Annotated in this window: 16 protein-coding genes and 1 tRNA gene; 9 read left to right on the forward strand and 8 right to left on the reverse strand. The window is 72.9% G+C overall.

Going from position 1 to position 19,889, the window contains the following annotated elements; genetic code table 11:
• Positions 1 to 17: 17 nt before the first annotated feature.
• The 4 genes from C229_RS0127760 (at position 18) to rsgA (ending at position 3,128) form a co-directional block, all read left to right on the forward strand.
• On the forward strand, positions 18 to 581 hold the full coding sequence (locus C229_RS0127760; RefSeq protein WP_018658394.1) for a sigma-70 family RNA polymerase sigma factor: 564 nt from the start codon (positions 18 to 20) through the stop codon (positions 579 to 581).
• Positions 578 to 763: a zf-HC2 domain-containing protein gene (locus C229_RS0127765; RefSeq protein WP_018658395.1), complete on the forward strand. Its 186-nt coding sequence runs from the start codon at positions 578 to 580 to the stop codon at positions 761 to 763. The genes C229_RS0127760 and C229_RS0127765 overlap by 4 nt, the downstream gene beginning before the upstream one ends.
• Before the next feature lie 63 nt (positions 764 to 826).
• Positions 827 to 2,116: a 3-phosphoshikimate 1-carboxyvinyltransferase gene (gene aroA, locus C229_RS0127770; RefSeq protein ID WP_026314223.1), complete on the forward strand. Its 1,290-nt coding sequence runs from the start codon at positions 827 to 829 to the stop codon at positions 2,114 to 2,116.
• Positions 2,117 to 2,225: 109 nt separating this feature from the next.
• Positions 2,226 to 3,128: a ribosome small subunit-dependent GTPase A gene (rsgA, locus tag C229_RS0127775; RefSeq protein ID WP_018658397.1), complete on the forward strand. Its 903-nt coding sequence runs from the start codon at positions 2,226 to 2,228 to the stop codon at positions 3,126 to 3,128.
• Between the two features lie 115 nt (positions 3,129 to 3,243).
• On the opposite strand, the gene C229_RS0127780 is transcribed toward rsgA, so the two are convergent.
• Positions 3,244 to 4,095, reverse strand: a complete 852-nt coding sequence (locus C229_RS0127780) for a hypothetical protein (RefSeq protein WP_018658398.1) — start codon at positions 4,093 to 4,095, stop codon at positions 3,244 to 3,246.
• A 113-nt stretch (positions 4,096 to 4,208) separates the two neighbouring features.
• Between C229_RS0127780 and hisN the strand changes: the two genes are divergently transcribed.
• From hisN to lhgO, 3 genes are all read left to right on the forward strand, one after another.
• Positions 4,209 to 5,012, forward strand: coding sequence for a histidinol-phosphatase (hisN, locus tag C229_RS0127785; protein ID WP_026314225.1), 804 nt, complete (start codon positions 4,209 to 4,211; stop codon positions 5,010 to 5,012).
• 950 nt (positions 5,013 to 5,962) lie between these two features.
• A complete protein-coding gene (locus C229_RS0127790; RefSeq protein WP_018658400.1) occupies positions 5,963 to 6,154 on the forward strand; it encodes a hypothetical protein in 192 nt (63 codons plus the stop codon).
• Between the two features lie 1,316 nt (positions 6,155 to 7,470).
• On the forward strand, positions 7,471 to 8,670 hold the full coding sequence (gene lhgO / locus C229_RS0127795; protein WP_026314226.1) for an L-2-hydroxyglutarate oxidase: 1,200 nt from the start codon (positions 7,471 to 7,473) through the stop codon (positions 8,668 to 8,670).
• Between the two features lie 151 nt (positions 8,671 to 8,821).
• On the opposite strand, the gene C229_RS0127800 is transcribed toward lhgO, so the two are convergent.
• The 3 genes from C229_RS0127800 to C229_RS0127810 form a co-directional block, all read right to left on the reverse strand.
• Entirely contained in the window at positions 8,822 to 10,285 is a 1,464-nt protein-coding gene (locus C229_RS0127800) for a carboxylesterase/lipase family protein (protein WP_018658402.1), read from the reverse strand.
• Between the two features lie 117 nt (positions 10,286 to 10,402).
• Positions 10,403 to 11,188 (reverse strand): SDR family oxidoreductase, encoded by a 786-nt coding sequence (locus tag C229_RS0127805; RefSeq protein WP_018658403.1) that lies wholly within the window; start codon positions 11,186 to 11,188, stop codon positions 10,403 to 10,405.
• Positions 11,185 to 12,543: a cytochrome P450 gene (locus C229_RS0127810; protein ID WP_018658404.1), complete on the reverse strand. Its 1,359-nt coding sequence runs from the start codon at positions 12,541 to 12,543 to the stop codon at positions 11,185 to 11,187. Before C229_RS0127810 ends, C229_RS0127805 begins: the two co-directional genes overlap by 4 nt.
• Before the next feature lie 161 nt (positions 12,544 to 12,704).
• Here C229_RS0127810 and C229_RS0127815 point away from each other — a divergent pair, with 161 nt between their 5' ends.
• Entirely contained in the window at positions 12,705 to 13,322 is a 618-nt protein-coding gene (locus tag C229_RS0127815; RefSeq protein WP_018658405.1) for a L,D-transpeptidase family protein, read from the forward strand.
• An 8-nt stretch (positions 13,323 to 13,330) separates the two neighbouring features.
• Here the strand turns inward: C229_RS0127815 and C229_RS0127820 are convergent, their stop codons facing one another.
• On the reverse strand, positions 13,331 to 16,234 hold the full coding sequence (locus tag C229_RS0127820; protein ID WP_018658406.1) for an AMP-binding protein: 2,904 nt from the start codon (positions 16,232 to 16,234) through the stop codon (positions 13,331 to 13,333).
• Between the two features lie 124 nt (positions 16,235 to 16,358).
• The gene (locus C229_RS0127825) at positions 16,359 to 18,008 is read right to left on the reverse strand and encodes an AMP-binding protein (RefSeq protein WP_018658407.1); all 1,650 of its coding nucleotides are present in this window, start codon (positions 18,006 to 18,008) and stop codon (positions 16,359 to 16,361) included.
• 286 nt (positions 18,009 to 18,294) lie between these two features.
• On the opposite strand from C229_RS0127825, the gene C229_RS0127830 reads away from it, so the two are divergent.
• Positions 18,295 to 19,269, forward strand: coding sequence for an alpha/beta hydrolase (locus C229_RS0127830; RefSeq protein ID WP_018658408.1), 975 nt, complete (start codon positions 18,295 to 18,297; stop codon positions 19,267 to 19,269).
• On the opposite strand, the gene C229_RS36125 is transcribed toward C229_RS0127830, so the two are convergent.
• Both C229_RS36125 and C229_RS0127840 read right to left on the reverse strand, forming a co-directional pair.
• The gene (locus C229_RS36125) at positions 19,266 to 19,613 is read right to left on the reverse strand and encodes a DUF3054 domain-containing protein (protein ID WP_081640054.1); all 348 of its coding nucleotides are present in this window, start codon (positions 19,611 to 19,613) and stop codon (positions 19,266 to 19,268) included. The two genes, C229_RS0127830 and C229_RS36125, sit on opposite strands and share 4 nt — an antisense overlap.
• Positions 19,614 to 19,790: 177 nt before the next feature.
• Positions 19,791 to 19,864: transfer RNA gene (locus tag C229_RS0127840), tRNA-Met, on the reverse strand.
• Positions 19,865 to 19,889 lie beyond the last annotated feature (25 nt).

Raw genomic sequence — 19,889 nt, forward strand, 5'->3', positions numbered from 1 at the left:
CGCTCTGGGAGGCCGCGATGACCGTTCCCGCCGTGTCCAGGCCCGTGCCGTCCCGTCCCGCGGTGGACGCCGACGCCGTCGTCGCCGCCCTCTACCGCGACCACGGCGGGACGCTGCTGACGTTCGTGCTGCGGCTCACCGGCGGCGACCGGCCGTGGGCCGAGGACGTCGTGCAGGAGACGATGATCCGCGCCTGGCGCAGTGCCGCCCGGCTCGACCCCGCCGCGTCGCCGATGCCGTGGCTGGCGACCGTCGCGCGGCGGATCGTCATCGACGACCGGCGGCGCCGCGCCGTGCGTCCCGCCGAGTCCGGCGACACGCCGCTGGAGCAGTTCGCGGCCCGTGAGGCCGCCCAGGAGCTGGACGCGCTGCTCGGCCGCGTCGTCCTGGACGAGGCGCTGGCCTCGCTGTCGGCCGCGCACCGTTCTATCCTGACCGAGACCGTGGTGCGGGACCGGACCGTGAACCAGGCCGCGGCGGCGCTCGGCATCCCGGTGGGCACCGCCAAGTCCCGCGTCTACTACGCGCTGCGCGCCCTGCGCGCCGCGCTGGAGGACCGGGGCTGGAGATCGGCTGGATGAACCCACCCGTCGAGCACACCGACGTCGCCGCCTACGCGCTCGGCGTCCTGGAACCCGGCGACCGCGCCGCCTTCGAGACGCATCTCGCCTCCTGCGCGCGCTGCCGGGACGAACTCGCGGCCCTCGCCCCGGCCGCCGCCCGTCTCCGCGAGGAGCGCGACGCCCGCCAGGACACCACCTGAGCCGGGGTCTCCGCAGTGCGCGTGCGACGCGGTGGGGGCGGGCGAACCGATAATCTGGGGAGCATGACCTCTGGTGCCTCCTGGCTCGCGCCCACCGCCGACCGTCCGGTGGCCGCCCGGGTGGCGCTGCCCGGGTCCAAGTCGATGACGAACCGGGCGCTGATCCTCGCGGCGCTGGCCGACGGGCCGGTGACGATCGAGCGTCCGCTGCGCAGCCGCGACACCGACCTCATGGCCGCCGCGCTGCGCGCGCTCGGGATCGGCGTCGCCGAGACGTCCGGCGGCTGGGCCGTCACCCCCGCCGAACCGGCCGGGCCCGCGCGCATCGACGTCGGCCTCGCCGGAACCGTCATGCGGTTCGTGCCGCCGGTCGCGGCGCTCGCCGCGGGCACCGTCGAGATCGACGGCGACCCGCGCGCCCGGGAACGTCCCATGGGCCCGCTCATCGCCGCGCTGCGGGCCCTCGGCGCCGACCTCGACGACGGCGGGCGCGGGCTGCTGCCGCTCACGCTGCGCGGGCGCGGCGGGCTGGCGGGCGGGGCCGTCACGATCGACGCGTCCGGGTCGTCGCAGCTCGTGTCGGGGCTGCTGCTGGCCGCGCCCCGGTTCGGCAAGGGCGTCGAGGTCCGGCACGAGGGGCCGCCCGTGCCGTCCGCGCCGCACCTGGAGATGACCGTCGCGATGCTGCGCGCGGCGGGCGCCACCGTCGACACCGGGCCCGACCTGTGGCGGGTCGCCCCCGGCCCCGTCACCGCCCGCCGGTGGGAGATCGAACCCGACCTGTCCAACGCCGCGCAGTTCCTCGGCGCCGCGCTCGTCACCGGCGGCTCGGTCACCGTGCCCGGCTGGCCCGCCGCCACCACGCAGCCCGGCGACCGGCTCCGCGACCTGCTCGCCGCCATGGGCGCCGAGGTCACCTCGTCCCCGGACGGGCTCACCGTGCGCGGCACCGGCACGTTCACCGGGCTGGACGCCGACCTGCACGAGGTCGGTGAGCTGACGCCCGTCCTGGCCGCGCTCGCCGCGCTCGCCGGAACGCCGTCGCGGCTGACCGGCATCGCGCACCTGCGCGGGCACGAGACCGACCGGCTCGCCGCGCTCGCCGCCGAGATCAACGGGCTCGGCGGCGACGTCCGCGAACTCTCCGACGGGCTGGAGATCCGCCCGCGTCCCCTGCGCGGCGGCGTCTTCCACACCTACGACGACCACCGCATGGTCATGGCCGCGGCGGTGCTCGGCCTCGCCGTCCCCGGCGTCGAGGTGGAGAATCCCGGCACCGTCGGCAAGACGCTGCCGGGCTTCACCGGGCTGTGGGCGGACCTGCTCGCCGCCCGCCCGACGGGACAGGGGTAGGGCACTGGCTCGGCGCACGCGCGACTACGACGAGGACGACGTCCGGGTCCGGCCCGGCAAGCGCGGGTCGCGTCCGCGCACGCGCATCCGGCCCGCGCACGAGGACGCGGTGCCCGCGATGGTCCTCGCCGTCGATCGCGGCCGGTACCGGTGCCTCGTCGGCGCCGGGACGGCCGGTGAGCGGCCCGTCACGGCGATGCGGGCGCGGGAGCTGGGGCGCAAGGGCGTCGTCGTCGGTGACCGGGTCGCGCTCGTCGGTGACACCTCGGGCCTGCCGGACACGCTGGCGCGGATCGTCCGGGTGGAGCCGCGCACGTCGTCGCTGCGGCGCACCGCCGACGACACCGACTCGTTCGAGCGGATCATCGTCGCGAACGCCGGGCAGCTCGTCATCGTCACGGCCCTGGCCGACCCCGAGCCGCGACCGCGGCTGATCGACCGGACGCTCGTCGCCGCCTACGACGCGGGGATGGAACCGCTGCTCGCGCTCACCAAGGCCGACCTGGCCGACCCGGCGGCGCTCGTCGCGGAGTACGCGCCGCTCGGCGTCCCGTACGTGGTGACCGAGCGCGGCGGCGACCTCGCCCCGCTGCGGGAGCTGCTGTCGGGGCGGATGAGCGTCCTCGTCGGGCACTCCGGCGTCGGGAAGTCGACGCTGGTGAACGCGCTCGTCCCGGACGCCGAACGCGCCGTGAGCCACGTCAACGCGGTCACGGGGCGGGGGCGGCACACGTCGTCGTCGGCGCTCGCGCTGGAACTCCCCGGCCGCGACGGCTGGATCATCGACACCCCGGGCGTCCGCAGCTTCGGCCTCGCCCACGTCGAACCCGAGAACGTCATCAACGCCTTCGAGGACCTGGCCGAGGGCGCCGCCGAACGCTGCCCCCCGAACTGCGACCACCTCTCCCCCGACTGCGGCCTCGACGCCTGGGTGGCCGAAGGCCACGCCTCCGAGGCCCGCCTGACCTCCCTACGCCGCCTCCTCAAAGCCCGAGAAGAAGCCCCAGACTGACCCCAACGACCCAGCCCGACGACCGAGACGATCGTCGTGTGGGCGTGCACGTCGTTTGGGATGGCCGTTCGGGCATGTTCGGTTCGCGTGGGCTATTGACCCGGTTTCAGTGGATTCAGCCGGGGGCCTCTTCGAGGAAGGTCCGGGCGCGGGCCTCGGCGTCTTTGAGGGCGTCCACATGTTCGGAGGCGAGTTCTTCGACGCAGCGGGTCATCACGTCGGTGACCTGGCTGTAGGCGCTCTCCTCGGCGCCGCGCAGGGCCGCGCGGACCGTGGCGGAGCGGGCGCCGAGCGCCGACCACTCCAGCTCCAGGCGGCCGACGGCCTCGTCGAACGCCTGCGCCGTCTCGTCGGACGCGGTGCGCAGTTCGGCGGGGACCTCGCCGCCGCCCGAGCGGCGGGCGCGCAGCGACAGCGCGGAGATGCGGCTGGCCAGCGTCAGGCCCTCGCGGGCGAGCGGGAGGACGTCGTGGATGAGGTCGGTGACGGCCGTCGCCAGCTCCTCCACCCGCGTCAGGAGCGTCTGGGTCGCCTCCTCCAGCGCCGCCGACGCGTGCACCGTCACCTGCTCGGCGACGCCCCGCTGCCGACGGTTCAGCGCGGGCACCACCTCCGTGTCGAGCCTGCGCCGCAGCTCACGGGCGCGCGGGCCGGTGCGTTCGGCCGGCGCCGCCGACTGCTCCCACGCCGTCCACAGCCGCTCGATGCGGGCGTCCCCGGAGCCCGCGATCTCCGCGATGATCTCGTCGAGGGCGTCGCCCGCGCGTGCCTTCAACCGGTCCACCCGGCCGTACAGGGCCTCCCGGCGGAACGGGTCGTTCAGCTCGCTGAGCTGCGCCTGCAACCGCCGCGAGACGTCGATCGCGTGTTCGGCCAGGGGGACGAGCCGGTCCGCCAGTTCGTCGACGGTCGTGGCCCGGCGGGGGTCGGTCAGCTCGGCCACCCAGCCGGGAAGGTCGTGCGCCATGCGCTCATGTTCCCATCCGGACGGCCCGCGCGCCGGGTGCCACACCCGGCGTCGCCGCCCGAAAGCGGGCGGCGACGACGGGGCGCGGCCCCGTTCCGGTAGCCTGACCCGCCGTGGCGGGCTATTCCGATGACCTTCGTCTCGCGCATGTGCTGGCGGACGGGGCCGACGACATCACGACCAAGCGCTTCCGCGCGCTCGATCTCGACATCGAGACCAAGCCGGACCTGACGCCGGTCAGCGACGCCGACCGCAGCGTCGAGGAGCAGATCCGTGGAACGCTCAAGCGGGCCCGGCCGCGGGACGCCGTGCTCGGCGAGGAGTACGGCCGCACCGGTTACGGGCAGCGCTGCTGGATCATCGACCCGATCGACGCGACGAAGAACTTCGTGCGCGGCGTCCCGGTGTGGGCGACGCTGATCGCGCTGATGGAGAACGACGAGGTCGTCGTCGGGGTCGTGTCGGCGCCGGCGCTGAACCGCCGCTGGTGGGCGGCGCGCGGCAACGGCGCGTGGACGGGCCGCAGCCTCACCCGCGCGAGCCGCATCCAGGTGTCGTCGGTCACGGACCTGGCGAACGCGTCGCTGTCGTTCTCCAGCCTGTCCGGGTGGGAGGAGCAGGAGCGCCTCGACCGCTTCCTCGACCTGACGCGGTCGGTGTGGCGCACCCGCGCGTTCGGCGACTTCTGGTCGCACATGATGGTCGCCGAGGGCGTCGTGGACATCTCCGCCGAACCGGAGGTCTCCCTCTGGGACCTGGCCGCCCTCCAGGTCATCGTGGAGGAGGCCGGCGGCATGTTCACCGACCTCTCGGGCGTCCCCGGCCCCGACGGCGGCAGCGTCGTCGTCACCAACGGCCACCTCCACGCCGACGTCCTCCGCACCCTGGGCGGCGGCCAACTCTCCCTCCGCGTCTGACCCCACCCACCCAAAACCGACCCACAGCACCAACACAAGCCCCGACACAGCACCGCGACCCGCCGCGCCCCGCCCCCGCGCCATCGAGCAGCCATGCTCGCACCGTGGAAGGGAACACCCCGCCGTGGAGCGACGGCGCCCCGATGATGCGGCGCGTACGACGGGACACAGCCCATCGCGTAGCGGCAACATCCACTCCGTGGAGCAACAGCACCCCGCCGCAGAGCGATGACGCTGAGCCGTGCCGCAGCGGCACCCACGCGACGTCGAGGAGTGGCCCGCCCTTGACGGACGGCACCCGCGTCACAAAGCAGTGACGCCCGTCGCGGCGTGGTAGTGCCATGCCGTGGCGCAGCGGCGCCCCGCGCCGTCGAGGAGCGGCCCAGCCGTGATGGACGGCATCCGATTCGTGAAGCGGTGGCGCCCGTCGCGGAGCGCGGCGTCCGTTTTGGAACGGGTGGCGGCCGTTGTTGAGCGCGCGGCGCCCCGGCGTGGGGGCGGGGCGCCCCGGCGTGGAGCGGCGGTGGCCCGGCGTGGAGCGCGCGGCGCCCCGGCGTGGAGGGGGTGGCGCCCCGGCGTGGAGGGGGTGGCGCCCCGGCGTGGAGCGGCGGTGACCTCGGCGTGGGTGGCGGTTGCCGCGGCGCAGCGGGGCTCGTTTCGTGGAGGGGCAGCGGGCCTTGCCGTGCGACGGTGGTGTCCCGGGGACTCCGCTTGCCCAGCGTCACCGCCGCTTCCGGACGGTGCCGCTTCACGAACTCCGGCGCCCTTGGCGGGTGCCTGGGGTGACGTGGTGGCGTCTCGTGGTGTGGGGGTGGTGTGTGGGGCTCTCGTGGTGTCGGGGTGGGGGTGGCTGGCGTCGGTGGGACTCGCGACATATCGTGGTCGGAACGACGGCGGATGCTCGCTCGTTGTGCAGGTGGGCGGGAAATCGCGATGAAAGGTGGGTGCAGATGTCGACCCAGACCAAGGTCATCATCGGCGGTGTCGGCGTCGGGCTGCTGCTCTTCTGGCTGCTGCCCAATATCGTGGCCACGCTGATCATTCTCGGCCTGGTGGCCGTTCCCGTGGTCGGTTACCTGATGCTCGATCCCTCGCAGCGCCGCCGCCTGCGCGCTCAGGGTCGCAAGCGCATCGGAAGCTGACCGGCCACCGCCCGACCACGCGCCCCTCGCCGCCCACACCGGCGCCGAGGGGCGTAGCCACTCCCAAGCACACACCACGCGCACACCTCGGGCACGCACCACGGGCACGCACCTCGAACGTGCACCACGGGCACGCACCACGGGCACGCACCACGAGCGCGCACCACGAGCACGCACCACGGGCACCCACCACGAGCACGCACCACGAGCGCGCACCACGAGCACGCACCACGGGCACCCACCACGAGCACGCACCACGGGCACGCACCCTCGAACGTGCACCACGAGTACGCACCACGGGCACTAGCTGCTCGTACTTAGTCGGTGTCGTGTTGAAGGCGGCCGCATCGTGGGCTGCGTCGGGTCGCGGGCTTGGACTAGAGGTGCCGTGTCGTGGGCTGTTGCAGTCGGCGATGGCTGCTTGTCGGTTGTCCGGCTTTCGGGTCTATGTGCCTCGCTTTCGTTGTGAACGTGTGGTTGCGCGTGCAGGTTTCGGCTGTGGTTGCGCGCATCGTTTGGGTCGTCTTGCCGGGGCGTTCGGAGTGCGTCCGCCCGGCTGGGAGTCGTCCGCACGTCTGTGATGGCGTGCTGGGACGTCGGCTGTGGCCGTCGGCGTGTGATCGCTCGCTCTGCTTCGGCGGTCGGTGGTGGCGGAGTTCGTCCGAGGACTCCTATCGCTGGCCGTCTCGAACCGTGAGCTCGTGCTGGGGCCGCCCGCGTCGCAGGCCGTTGTGGTCGTGGTGGCCGCTCGACCGTTGGCCGTCCGCGTACCTCGTTTCTCGTCGTGCGCGCGTGAACGGGCGCGCAGGTTCGGTCTGTGCTCGTGCCGTCGTCTGGGTCGTCTTGCCGGAGTGTCCGGAGTGCGTCGGCCCGCGTAGTGCGCGTCCCTAGCTTGGGGCGTCGGGCGGTGGTGTCGGTGTGTGGCGGCGCGCTCCTCTTCGTTGCTTCGGCGGTCTGGTCGGTGTCGGGCTTTCGCCCGCAGGCGTCGCGGGCGGCGTGCGGCTGACCTCCCTGGGGACGGGGCGTCTCCGCCTTGGAACGCGGTCTGGTGGGTGTCGGCTCTCGCCCGTTGGCGTCCCGGGCGGGGTGTGGCGGGGCCGCTGACGTCCCTCGGCACGGGGTCTCTCTGCCTTGGAACGCGGGCTGGTGGGTGTCGGGTTTCTCGGTTGGCGTTCCGGGTGGCGTGCGGCATGTGCGTGTTGTCGGTTCTTCCGGGTGTGGGCGTCTTCGCCTTTGAGGCTTGGTGGTGCTCTGGGGGTCTTGTGTGGGTTGGGGCCTGTGGGTGGGTGGGGTGGTGGGTCGTAGGGTTCGGGGTTATGCGGGTTGGTGTGGTGGGGGCCGGGATTCTCGGGCTGGCGGTGGCTCGGCAGGTGGGGCTCGTGGTCGAGGGCGCGGAGGTGTGCGTTTTCGAGAAGGAAGGGCGGGTCGGGGCGCATCAGACCGGGCGGAACAGCGGTGTCGTGCACGCTGGGCTGTACTACGTGCCCGGGTCGTTGAAGGCGCGGCTGTGCCGGCGTGGGGCGGGGCTGCTCCGGGCGTACTGCCGGGAGCGGGGGCTCGCCTACGCGGAGGTCGGGAAGGTCGTCGTGGCGCGGGACGGGCGGGAGCTGGACGGGCTCGCCGCGATCGAGGAGCGGGCACGCGCGAACGGGGTGCCGGGGCTGCGCAGGCTCGACGCCGCCGCGCTGCGGGACGTGGAGCCCCATGCCGCCGGAGTCGCGGCGCTGCACTCCCCCGCCACCGCGATCGTCGACTTCGGCGCCGTCGCGCGGGCGTTCGCGGAGGACGTCGAGACGGCGGGCGGCACGATCCGGCTCGGGCAGGAGGTGACGGGCCTGCGCCGGGACGGGACGCGCGTCCGGGTGCTCACCCCGGGCGGCGAGCACACGTTCGACCGGGTCGTGGTGTGCGCGGGGCTCCAGTCGGACCGGGTCGCCCGGATGGCCGGGGACGCGGCCGAACCGGCGATCATCCCGTTCCGGGGCGAGTACTACCGGCTGACGCCCGCACGCACGGACCTGGTGCGCGGCCTCATCTACCCGGTGCCCGACCCCCGCTACCCGTTCCTCGGCGTGCACTTCACCCGGCGCGTGGACGGCGGCGTGGACGTGGGCCCGAACGCCGTCCTGGCGCTGGCCCGCGAGGGCTACCGGCGCCGCGACGTGCGTCCGGCCGACGTGCTGGAGACGCTGCGCTGGCCGGGGTTCGGCAGGCTCGCGGCCCGCCACTGGCGTACAGGGATCAGGGAGGTCTACGGCTCTGCGGTCAAGCGGGCGTTCGCCGCGCGGGCTCGCGCGTTCGTCCCGAGCCTGAAGGCGGCCGACCTGGTGCCGGCTCCGGCGGGCGTCCGCGCCCAGGCCGTCGATGCCGACGGGTCGCTGGTGGACGACTTCCGCGTCGGTCACCTCGGCCCGATCGTGACGGTCCGCAACGCGCCCTCCCCCGCCGCGACCTCCTCCCTGGCCATCGCGGAACACCTGACGACGCTGCTGCTGGACGGCGAACGCACCCACTGAATCCCCTCGGGTCACCGCCGCCCCGAGCGGAACGGCACGACTCCAGAGTGCACCCGTTCAGTGACACTGAGAGACCTCCCCGAGGAGGATTTCCGCCCCGCCAACTGCGACGGCCGGAGTAAGCCGCAGGTCGGGGAGGCCCCGGCGAGGCTCAGCCCCAGAGCTTGCGGTCCTCCCCGCCCGGGTCGGCGACGACGGCGTTGTCCGCGCCGTCGAACCGCCGCACGCGGCGGGTCCGGGGCTCGTACGGAGCCCAGCCCGGGTCGCCGTGCACGGCGAAGTCGAGCCAGGCGCGGTGCATGACGTCGGCGAGCGCCTGCGGCGGCGCGTCCCCGGCCAGGCCCACGGTGTCGCGGCTGTCCAGGTTGTCGAAGACGAACCCGATCTCCAGCCCGTGGCAGGCGCCGAGTCCGGGGACGGGCGACGGCCAGGCGAACTCGTACATCCAGGTGCGGTCGCCGTGCCGTTCGGCCGAGCGGTGCGCCGGGACGCGGAACAGGTGGTCGGTGATGAGCACCCCGAGCAGGTCCCCGGCGGACAGGTCCGCGTGCCGGTCGCGGTAGGCGGCGAGCACGTCGGCGGGGACGCCCATGCCGAGCGCGATGGGGCCGACGAAGTCGTCGGTGAGCAGCGCCGCGAGGCCCGTCGGCACGAGGAACAGCCGGAACTCGTCGGTGGTGTAGCCGATGAGGAGGTCGACGTCGCGTCCGGCTCCGGCGGCGAGCGCGTCCTCGGGCCGCCGGGTCAGGAGTTCGCCGTCCAGGATGGGGATGAACGCCATGGCGCAGGACGCGGTCGTGGCGCCCCACCGGCCGGGGTCGGGGAGGGCGGCGACCTCGGCCGACAGGGCGGTCTGGGCCGGGATGAGCCGCTCGGGCGCGAGGGCCGCGAACGCCTCGGCGGTCGGTTCGACGCCGAGCCGCGCGGCCAGTTCGCGCGTGACGCGCAGGGCGTCCTCGGGCGCCTGCGCGACGGCGCCGGCGCCGCTCTGCGCGATCGCCCGGTGGAACAGGCCGAGGTCGAGGGAGAGCAGCGTGGTGACGCTCATCCCGCCCGCGGACTCGCCGAAGACGGTGACGTTGCCGGGGTCGCCGCCGAATCCGGCGATGTTGTCGCGGACCCATTCCAGTGCGGCGATCTGGTCGAGCAGGCCGCGGTTGTCCGGGGCGCCGGGCAGGTGCGCGAAGCCCTCGACGCCGAGCCGGTAGTTGATCGTGACGCAGACCACGCCGTCGCGGGCGAAGCGGGTGCCGTCGTAGACGGGTACGGCACCGGAGCCGTTGCGGAAGGCGCCGCCGTGAATCCACACCAGGACGGGGAGTCCGGCCCTGCCGGGCTCGGGCGTCCAGATGTTGAGGTTGAGAATGTCCTCGCCCGGGATGTCGGGGTCGGGAAGCAGGACGTCGAACGGCCTGGCGTACGGCGGCTTGGGCGCGGTGGGGCCGTAGGCGTGGGCGTTGCGGACGCCGTCCCACGGCTCGGGCGGACGGGGCGCCGCGAACCGGTCCGGCCCGAAGGGCGGCGCCGCGTACGGCACGCCCAGGAAGGCGGTCACGCCGTCCCGTGTGGTGCCGCGCACGCTGCCGTACGCCGTCGTCACGACCTCAGCCGCCATTCCGCCTCCAAGCTCTCTAAAGCGGGCATATCACCCAACCACGCAGGTTATTGCCTGCGTCCAACTCGGGAACAGACGCGTCGGCAACACCTCCGCGCGGGACGTGCGCACCCGGCGTCAGTCGCGGATGCGGGTGTTGTAAGCCTGGCGGGCCGAGGGGTCGTAGTCGAGGAAGAGCGTGTCGAGACCGTAGCGGCGTGCGACGGCGCGCTTGAGGCGGTCGGGGAAGAGTGCGCCGAGGCGGACCTGCGCGGTCAGCTTGGCGGGGACGACGACCTGCGGGCGCGGGCGCGCGATCAGCGCGACGACCGCCGCCGCGACCTCGGCGGGGTCGTTGTTGCGCTGCCCCTTGGGCGAGCGCGTGCCCGCGACCAGCTCGGTATTCGTGAAAGACGGCAGGACCGCGCTGACGTGCACGCCGCTGTCGAGAACCTCCAGCCGGGTCGCCTCGGTGAACGCGACGACGGCGGCCTTGCTGGCGTTGTAGAGGGCGAGGCCGGGCGTGGGCAGGACGCCCGCCAGGGACGCGATGTTGACGACGTGCCCGCGCCCGCGCGGCAGCATCCGGTCCAGCGCGAGCTTGGTGCCGAGCATGACGCCGTGGACGTTGACGTCCAGGCAGCGCCGCGCGTCGGCGTCGCTCTCCGCGGTGACCGGGCCGATCGGCATGATCCCGGCGTTGTTCACCAGGACGTCGGGCGCGGCGGCGTCGAGGAACGCGGTGAACGACGCGCGGTCGGTGACGTCGAGCGGCAGCGCCTTGGCGCCCAGCTCGGCGCCCGCCGCCTCGGCCGCGGCGGCGTCCACGTCGCCGATGACCACGGTGGCGCCCCGGGCGCGCAGGGCGCGGGCGGTGGCCAGGCCGATGCCGCGCGCGGCGCCGGTGATCGCGACGGTGGTCATGGGCGCTCCAGGGGGACGAGGCGGACGGGCAGCCCGTCCTTGGGGGACGGAAGCGACGTGGTGTCCAGCGGCCAGGTGTACCGGCCGGGGACACTCCACCGGTACCGCAACAGCCACTGGTGCAGCACGCTCTTGACCTGCATCCCGGCGAAGTGCAGCCCGATGCACTTGTGCGCACCGCCGCCGAACGGCGACCACGCGTACCGGTGCGCCTTGTCCTCGCGGCGGTCGGGCGCGAACCGCTCGGGGTCGAACCGGGACGGGTCGGGCCACCAGTCCGCCATGTGGTGGTTGGTCAGCAGCGGCACCACGACGAGCGTGCCCGCGGGGATGTGGTGGCCGAGGATCTGCGTGTCCTTGACGACGAGGCGCGGCAGCGCGGGGACGGGCGCGACGAGCCGCAGCGACTCCTTCATCACCAGGTCGATGCCGGTGAGCGCGTCGAGGTCGGCGAAGTCGAGGGCGGGTTTGCCGAGCGCGCGCGACTCGTCCCGCAGCCGTTCCTGCCACTGGGGGTGTTTGGCCAGGTAGTAGGCCATGGTCGTGAGCGTGATCGTGGTGGTGTCGTGCGCGGCCATCAGCGCGAAGATCATGTGGTTGACGACGTCGTCGTCGGTGAAGCGGTGCCCGTCGTCGGTCTCGGCGGCGCACAGCGCGGCGAACAGGTCGTCGCCGCCGTCGCGGCGCTTGGCGGGCAGGTGGGTGCGGAAGAACTCCTCCAGGACGCGGCGGGCGCGCAGGCCGCGGTGCCAGCGCAGGCCGGGCACGGGGTAGCGCACGTAGGCGGTGCCGGCGCGGACGGCGTCGATGAACGCGCCGTTGATCCGGCACGCCTCGCCGGGGGTCAGCTCGACGCCCATGAAGACGTCGGTGGCGAGGTCGAGGGTGAGTTCCTTGACGTGGTCGTAGACGGCGAAGGCGGGGCCGGGCTGCCAGCCGTCCAGGCCGGTGCCGATGCCCGGCGCCATCGCGGCCATGTAGGAGCGGAGCCGATCGCGGGTGAACGCCTGCTGCATGATGCGGCGGTGGTGCAGGTGCTCGTCGAAGTCGAGCAGCATGATGCCGCGATGGAAGAACGGGCCGATGAAGTAGCCCCAGGACGGTCCGCTGGCGAACGCCTTGTCCCGGTTGACCAGGACGGTCTCGGCGGCCTCGGGTCCTTGCACGGTGACGGTCCGGCGGCCGAGCATCCAGCTCCAGCTCACGGGCCCGAACCGGTCGTAGCGGGCGGTGGCGACGTCGAAGGGGCGCCGCATGACCTGGAGCGTGTTGCCGACGTAGGGCAGGCCGGGGGCGCCGACGACGGGCTTGAGGTCGCTGCCCGGCGGTGGCGCGGCGAGGACGCGGGTCGTCATGGGGGCCTCCGTGCGAGCGGTGCGGCGGCGAGGAACCTGTCCGTCCGTTTGTAGCCCAACCGGGTGATGTAAGTCCAGACTTACCAAGCGCACGGCAAAGTTCCCGTTACCCGTCCGCGTTCCCCGCCCGGCCCGGACGGCCCCGCCCTAACCTCCCGGGCATGATTCTCGGCAACGCCGTGCTGGCGACCGGCCTGCTCGCCTCCCAGACCGACGTGCAGCGGCTCCAGCAGCGGCTGCGCGCCCTGCACTACGACCCGGGCGCGGCCGACGGACGGTTCCGCGTCTCCACGCTGCGGGCCGTCTGGGCGTTCCAGGCGGTGCACGGGCTCCGCCGGACGGGCGTCGTGGACCGGCCCCTGTGGTCCCGGCTGGCCGCGCCCGAGCCGCCGCGCGAGCTGAAGGCGAAGGGCCGCGCGGACCGGGTCGAGGTGGACCTGAAGCGGCACGTCATGGTCGTCTACCGCAAGAAGCGCGTCGCCCTCATCTCGCATATCTCGGGCGGAAGCGGCAAGCGGTACTGCGCGGGAGGACGCTGCACGATCGCCCGCACACCGACCGGCGACTTCCGGGTCATCCGGCGCATCGACGGCTGGCGCGAGGCCCGCCTCGGCCGCCTGTACAAGCCGCTGTACTTCCAGGGCGGCTACGCCGTGCACGGCGCGCGGAGCGTGCCGCGCGGGCACGCCTCGCACGGCTGCGTCCGCATCCCCATGTCCACGGCGAACCGGTTCGCCCGGATCGTGAAGAACGGCACACCCGTGCACATCCGGCGCTGAACCGGGACCTACCGCGCGGCCCGTCCCGACGACGCGTTCAGCAGCCTGCGGCGGGCCGTCTCGGTCAGCGGACGGTACCCGCCCGCCTTGTCGCGGAAGTACGTACGACCTTCCGCCACGGGCGGAATGCCCTCCTCGCCCAGCGGTCCGGTCAGCAGCCGGTGACCGGCCGAAACCGGGATCTCCGGCACGATCCGGACGATCGCCGGGCGCAGTTCCGGCTCGACCCGGAGCAGCGCCTCGGACAGGTCCACCGGACGCAGGTCGGCGCCCTCGCGCAGGCTCACGGCCGCCGCCGCCAGCTCCGCGTCGCCCACGCCGGGGATGCCGTAGACGGCGGCGGCGTCCACGGCGGGCAGGTCACCGAGCGCGTCGCGGATCGGGCCGGGCGGGACGATGCCCGCCGCCGTGCGGATCAGCTCGGCGTCGCGGCCGACCGGCCAGAAGTCGCCGTCGGCGTCGCGGCGGAACAGGTCGCCGGTGATCGTCCAGGCGTCCTCGGGGGCGAACACCCCGCGCACCAGCCGGGGCGCGGTGCCGAGCGCCGCCGGACGGACCCGCGCGAGCAGCATCCCGATCGCGCCGGGCTCGCAGTCGCTCGCGAACCCGTCCGCGCCCAGCACCAGTTCGCCGCGTTCCAGGTCGTAGCGGGCGAGCCGGACGGGCGCGCTGCCGGGCAGCGGACGACCGAGCGCGCCGGGCTTCTTGCCGCTGACGTTGGCCAGCACCGCCTCACCGCGCGTCGAGGCGTAGAACTCCAGGACACGCGCCGGAGCCCAGCGCTCCTCCACCCGGCGCCACAGCCCGCGCGGCATCCCCGACCCGATGAACAGCCGCACCGCGTGGTGCCGCTCCCCCGGATGCGGCGGCGCGTTGACCAGCTCGCGCAGCAGCGACCAGGTGTAGGACGCGACCGTGACGCCGTAGCGGCGCGCCTCGTCCCAGAACGTCTCGGGGTCGTAGTCGCTGGCCAGGGCGAGCCGCGCGCCGCTGGCCACGGCGCCGCCGAGGCTCATCAGCAGCGCCGACGGGTGCTGGAGCGGCGTGATCGAGAAGACGGTGTCGGCCGGGGTCAGCGACGCCGCCGACGCCGTTCCGTACGCCGACAAGGCCCACCGCCGGTTCGTGACGCGACTGGCGCGCACCTGGTCGCCGTCGCCGGTGAAGAGCACGAACGCGTCGTCACCGGCACGTCCCGGGTTGGGCCGGTACCAGCCGGGCAGCTCGACCTCGTCCGGGTCGATCAGCTCCATATCGGTCAGCCGGGGGTCGCGGTCGCGACCGCCGCCGAGCAGGTACGGCTCGACGTCCGGCAGGGCGAGCACCCGCGCGGCGTGGTGGGGATCGGTGATCACGCGGGTGAGGTGGCACAGCGCGGCCTCGCGGACGACGTCGCCGTCCGGCCGCAGCAGCACCGCCACGGCTCCGAGCCGGTTCAGCGCCGCCACCAGCGCCAGCGCCGACGGACGCGTGTGCATCAGCACGCCCACGGCGTCGCCCTGCCGCACCCCGATGTGGACGAGCCCGCGCACGACGGCGTCGATGCGCCGCTTGGCGGCCGTCTGCGTGTGGGCACGGCCCTGGTAGAGGAAGAAGACGTCCTCGGGGCGGCGCGCGGCGGCCTCGTCGAGCATGCGGCCGAGCGACACCCGCGTGGTGGAGTGGATGCGCTCCAGCCGGGCGAGCCGGGGCAGGTTCTGCGCGGCGTGCCGGGTGATCTGGCGGCTGCCGCGCACGGCCCGCGCCGTCGTGGCGGCCACCGAGCGGAGGGTGTTCCCGCCGATGCCCGCGGCGAGCTTGAGGCCGTAACCGGCGGTGCCGCCGGGCAGCGGCGGCGAGGTCGGCTCACCGTCCGACGACAGCGTGTGCGCGATGTCCGGGATGCCGCCGTTGATCCACTCAGCGACGGCGGGCCACGTCTGCTCCAGCGCCGCCGAACCGACGACGAGCCCGAAGTGCCCGGCCCGCAGCGACGCCTCGTAGACCTCGGCGCGCGGCGCCGCCCTGCGGATGCCGCGCACCATCGCCGGCGGCGCGATCTCGTCCACCTCACCGACGAAAGCCAGCACCGGCACCTTGATGTCAGCGAGCGTGACGAGCCGGTCTCCGATCACGAAACCGCCGGTCATCATTCTGTTGTGCTGGATGAACATTCTGATGAACTCCGCGAGCGCCGGGCCCGGCCACGACACCCAGCCCTCCCGCTCCAGGAACCGGCGCTGCCGCTCGCGCGGCGCCAGCCGCTCCCGGTCGTGCAGTTGCAGGACGAACTCCACCCGGCTGCGCACCGACTTGACCGGGCTGAGGAGCTGGAAGCCCGTGCGGGTCACCCAGCCGGGCACGTCGATGGCGCGCAGCAGCGCGTCCGGGATGCGCTCGGCGGCCTCGGCCGCGAACCGGGTCGGCACCCCGAACGGCAGCCCGACGCTGGTGTCGGCGGGGCTGCCGAACGTGATCAGCGAGGCGAGGCCCTTGCCGCGCCGGTACGCCGCCGTCTGGTAGACGAACATGCCGCCCTGCGAGTACCCGGCGAGGTGCACGTCGCGTCCGGTCGCCTCGCGGACGTGGTCCACCGCGTCGCTGACGGCGACGACGTGGTCGGTGACGGTGCGCTCCAGGCCCCCGGGCTCGCGCTCGGGGGCGCCGAAGTCGACGACCCAGCAGTCCACGCCGCGCCGGTGCAGCTCGCCCACCGCGCTGACGTGGGAGGCGATGTCGTACACCTCCGCCGTGATCATCAGCGGCGGGACGAGCAGCACCACCGGACGCCCGGACGACGCGTCCTCCGGGTGGTAGTGCCGCAGCCGGTACACGCGGTGCTCGGCCGCCACCTCGTAGGGCGTGGCGTCCTCGTCCGTGGCCAGCCCGCCGAAACGCGCCACTTCCAGGGCGTTCTGGGCGGTGGAGCCCACCCGGGACCCGAGGCGCAGGAGCGTTCTAGCAACAGGAGGCATCGTCGACCTTCCACAGAGTCAACGACATCGTGTCCGATGATCCACGCGGTTTTCAATACGTAGGTGACAAAGTCGGACACGGTCAGTCGATGACGCGAGCGCCTTCCATCTTCCCGGACTGGAGCCGCTCCCACATGTAGCGGCGGCGCGGCTTGCCGCTGGACGTGCGCTGGATCAGGCCGCCGCCGACGACGATCGTCACCTCCACATCCTCACCGACGCGGCGGCGCAGCAGTTCCCGGACGTCGGCGGCCCACGGCGCGTCCTGCGTCTCAGCGAACAGCGCCAGGCCGCGCGTCCCCGCGCCGGGAACGCCGACGACGACGATGCGGCCCTTGCCGAGCCGCGTCACCTCAGCGATCTTGGATTCGAGGTCCTCGACGTAGACGGACCGGCCGCGCACCTTGATGCTGTCGCCCATCCGGCCGAGGACGAAGAGCTGGCCCTCGTGGAAGAACCCGGCGTCGCCGGTGTACACCAGCCCGTTCTCGAACCGCGTCGACTTGCCCTCGGCACCGGCGTAGTAGCCGCGGCAGGCCGACGCGCCGCCGACGACGATCTCGCCGAGGCGCCCGGCGGGCAGCTCGTTGCCGTCGTCGTCTACGACGGAGACGGGCACGTCCTCCTCGGGCGTGCCGCAGCCGACGACCCAGCCCGCCTTGGCGCCGAGCGAGTTCGCGCCCAGCGTGTGCTGCTCCAGCACCCGGACGGGCTCGCCGAACGCCAGCGACTCGCTGTCGGGACGGATCGCCAGCGGGTCGCGGCGGACCTGGTCGAGCGTGACGAGCAGCGTCGTCTCGGCCATGCCGAACGCGGGCTTGAACGTCGCGCGGGAGAACCCGAACGGCTCCAGGAGCTGCGCGAACACCTCCAGCGAGTGCGGGTCGATCGGCTCGGCGCCGATCAGCGCGGTCTTCCAGCCGGACAGGTCGATGCCCTCCAACTGCTCGGGCTTCACGCGGCGCGCGACGTAGGCGTACGCGAACGGCGGCGCGGCCGTGTGCCGGGCCTCGTCGAAGCAGCGAATCCAGCGGGCGGGGTCGCGGATGAAGTGGTCGGGCCGCATGAGCCGCAGCGTGCCCTGGCGGGCGATCGGCGTGAGGAACGCGCCGATGAGGCCCATGTCGTGGTAGAGCGGCAGCCAGGACGCGACGATGTCGCCGTCCTGGTAGTCGGCGCCGCGCGCGATCAGCTCGCTGTTGGCCTCCAGGTTCTTCCAGGTGACCATGACGCCGCGCGGCGCGCCGCTCGACCCGGACGTGAACTGGAGCAGCGCGAGTTCCCCGGCGGGCTGCACGTCGGCCTCGGTGGCCGCCTGACGCGGTTCCCACGGCTCGCCGGGAACGCCCGCGCGGCGCATCGCCTCGCCCGCCTCGGCCGCCAGTCCGGCGGACGCGATCGTCAGCTTCGGCTCGGCCTGCTTGAAGATGGCCGCGACGTGGTTGACGTAGTCCTCGCCACTCTGGAACAGCGGCGGCGTGATGAGGCAGACGGTGGCGCCCGCGGCCCAGACCGCGAAGTAGGTCTCGATGCACGTGAAGTCGGTCGGCAGCACCACGCAGACGATGTCGCCCGGCTCGACGCCCTCCTCGATGAGGGCGGCGGCCGTCCGGCGCGCGGCGGACGCGATCGCACCGTAGTCGCGGTACTCCCAGCCGCCGTCGTCGGTCGCCAGGTGAACGCCGCGACCGGTGTTCGGCTTGTCCAGCCAATCCCGCAGCGCAGATGCCATCGTGTCCCCTTCAAGCGTGCTCACGGTCACACACGTGACCAATGGGTAACTTCACCAGCGACGCGACATTCACGTCAACCGGGACGGCCGAAAACGACCCCGCAGCGACCCGGCCACACTCCGCGAGTCTGTGAAGTTCGTTACAACCACGTCGTGAAAGATGTTCATCCAGACCACTGCCGCTCCGTTCACGCCGTTGTTACCTTCACGTCGCCGGGGACGAGGCGGCCGGGGCAACGGCCCTCCGCGCTCCTCCGGCCCCCGCCCCAGGCCCCGAGGAGCCGCCATGCAGTCCCGCCGTGCCTTCCTCCGCACAGCGACCGTCACGACGGGAGCCGCCACGATCGGCTCCACCCTCCTGACGGCCCCCGCCCACGCCGGCACGACCCGCGTGGTGGCCGTGAAGAAGCAGAACGAGCGGACCGTGGACCTGACCGTCCACTCGGGCGCGATGAACCGCGACCTGAAGGTCCGCCTCCTGCTGCCGCGCGGCTGGTCGGCCGACGCGGAGCGGACCTGGCCGCTCGTCTTCGGCTTCCACGGCGGCAATGAGAACTACTCCGCGTGGACGACCTACACGGACATCGCCGCTCGTTCCTACCGCCGCCAGGTGATCGTCGCGCTCCCCGAGGGCGGCTACGCGGGCGGTTACACCGACTGGTGGAACTACGGCTTCGGCGGCTCCTACGCGTGGGAGACCTTCCACCTGCGCGAACTGCTCCCGATCTTGGAGCAGGAGTACCGGGCGGGTCCGAAGCGGGCGGTCTTCGGCCAGTCCACCGGCGGCTACGGCGCCCTCATCTACGCGGCGAGGAACCCCGGGATGTTCCGCTACGCGGCGGCCTACAGCCCTTTCGCGTCGATCTTGACGCCGGGCGTGGACCGCGTCCTCCTGACGGGCTTGACGGGCCTGGGCTGGCTCACCGACAAATGGTCGATGTGGGGCGACCCGGTCCTGCAACGCCACATCTGGGAGGCCAACGACCCGGTCACGCAGGCGGAACGCCTACGCGGCACCAAGCTCTACGTGGCCGTGGCGAAGAACGGCCTCCCCGGCCCCCTGGACCCACCCGACGGCCACTTCGCCGACCCGGCCGAAGCCTTCTGCTACTACACGACGAAGCCCTTCCTGGACCGCCTGGAAGAACTCGACATCCCGGTGACCACCCACCTCTACGACCGAGGCACCCACACCTGGCGCTACTGGCAGGACGAACTGAACCGCTCCTGGCCCGCAATGATGCGCACCCTCCACGCCTAACGCACAAGAACCCGAAAGACCCCCCGCCACCCCACAAGCGTCAAGAACGTAAACAAGGAAGCAACAACAACAAACGCAAAAGCGACCCCCTCCCCAGAAAACCAACGCAAGCCCAGCCCAAGAAAAACAACAACCCCCCAAACCCCAACCCCCACAGGCCAAACACCAAGGGGATCACGCCAGACCCGAAGAACAACCCACCCAACGACCAACCCAACAAGAAAGGGCCAAAGAGTCCCAAGAACAGAAAAAACAGACCCAACCCCCTCATGCGTAGAACGCCCAACCACAACAAAACAAACCAAGAACACCAAATCAAAAACAGCCGCAAAGAAAATCCGCATAGCCCAAGCATAAAGACCAAACCAGGCAGGGGCCACCAACAGCACCACGCACGATGGGGGCGTGGGGGCGAAGAGCCCCCACCCCGGGGGGCTCCGGGGGGTCGTCCCCCCGGGCAAAATGCGAAAGGGCCGCCTGGGAGCAAACAACCGTTTGCGAACAGGCGACCCTCGGACCAGTAGCGGGGACAGGATTTGAACCTGCGACCTCTGGGTTATGAGCCCAGCGAGCTACCGAACTGCTCCACCCCGCGGTGATGTCTTAACTGTATGGGGTGG

It is taken from the genome of Actinomadura flavalba DSM 45200, assembly GCF_000374305.1.
GTDB classification, from domain to species: Bacteria; Actinomycetota; Actinomycetes; order Streptosporangiales; family Streptosporangiaceae; genus Spirillospora; species Spirillospora flavalba.

What these genes read in the sequence shown, in the direction of transcription:
- C229_RS0127760 (WP_018658394.1), top strand. Translation starts at nt 18, where the DNA reads ATGACCGTTCCCGCCGTGTCCAGGCCCGTGCCGTCCCGTCCCGCGGTG.
- C229_RS0127765 (WP_018658395.1), top strand. Translation starts at nt 578, where the DNA reads ATGAACCCACCCGTCGAGCACACCGACGTCGCCGCCTACGCGCTCGGC.
- aroA (WP_026314223.1), top strand. Translation starts at nt 827, where the DNA reads ATGACCTCTGGTGCCTCCTGGCTCGCGCCCACCGCCGACCGTCCGGTG.
- C229_RS0127780 (WP_018658398.1), bottom strand. Translation starts at nt 4,095, where the DNA reads ATGGCGCACGACCTTCCCGGCTGGGTGGCCGAGCTGACCGACCCCCGC.
- C229_RS0127790 (WP_018658400.1), top strand. Translation starts at nt 5,963, where the DNA reads ATGTCGACCCAGACCAAGGTCATCATCGGCGGTGTCGGCGTCGGGCTG.
- lhgO (WP_026314226.1), top strand. Translation starts at nt 7,471, where the DNA reads ATGCGGGTTGGTGTGGTGGGGGCCGGGATTCTCGGGCTGGCGGTGGCT.
- C229_RS0127800 (WP_018658402.1), bottom strand. Translation starts at nt 10,285, where the DNA reads ATGGCGGCTGAGGTCGTGACGACGGCGTACGGCAGCGTGCGCGGCACC.
- C229_RS0127805 (WP_018658403.1), bottom strand. Translation starts at nt 11,188, where the DNA reads ATGACCACCGTCGCGATCACCGGCGCCGCGCGCGGCATCGGCCTGGCC.
- C229_RS0127810 (WP_018658404.1), bottom strand. Translation starts at nt 12,543, where the DNA reads ATGACGACCCGCGTCCTCGCCGCGCCACCGCCGGGCAGCGACCTCAAG.
- C229_RS0127815 (WP_018658405.1), top strand. Translation starts at nt 12,705, where the DNA reads ATGATTCTCGGCAACGCCGTGCTGGCGACCGGCCTGCTCGCCTCCCAG.
- C229_RS0127825 (WP_018658407.1), bottom strand. Translation starts at nt 18,008, where the DNA reads ATGGCATCTGCGCTGCGGGATTGGCTGGACAAGCCGAACACCGGTCGC.
- C229_RS0127830 (WP_018658408.1), top strand. Translation starts at nt 18,295, where the DNA reads ATGCAGTCCCGCCGTGCCTTCCTCCGCACAGCGACCGTCACGACGGGA.
- C229_RS36125 (WP_081640054.1), bottom strand. Translation starts at nt 19,613, where the DNA reads ATGCGGATTTTCTTTGCGGCTGTTTTTGATTTGGTGTTCTTGGTTTGT.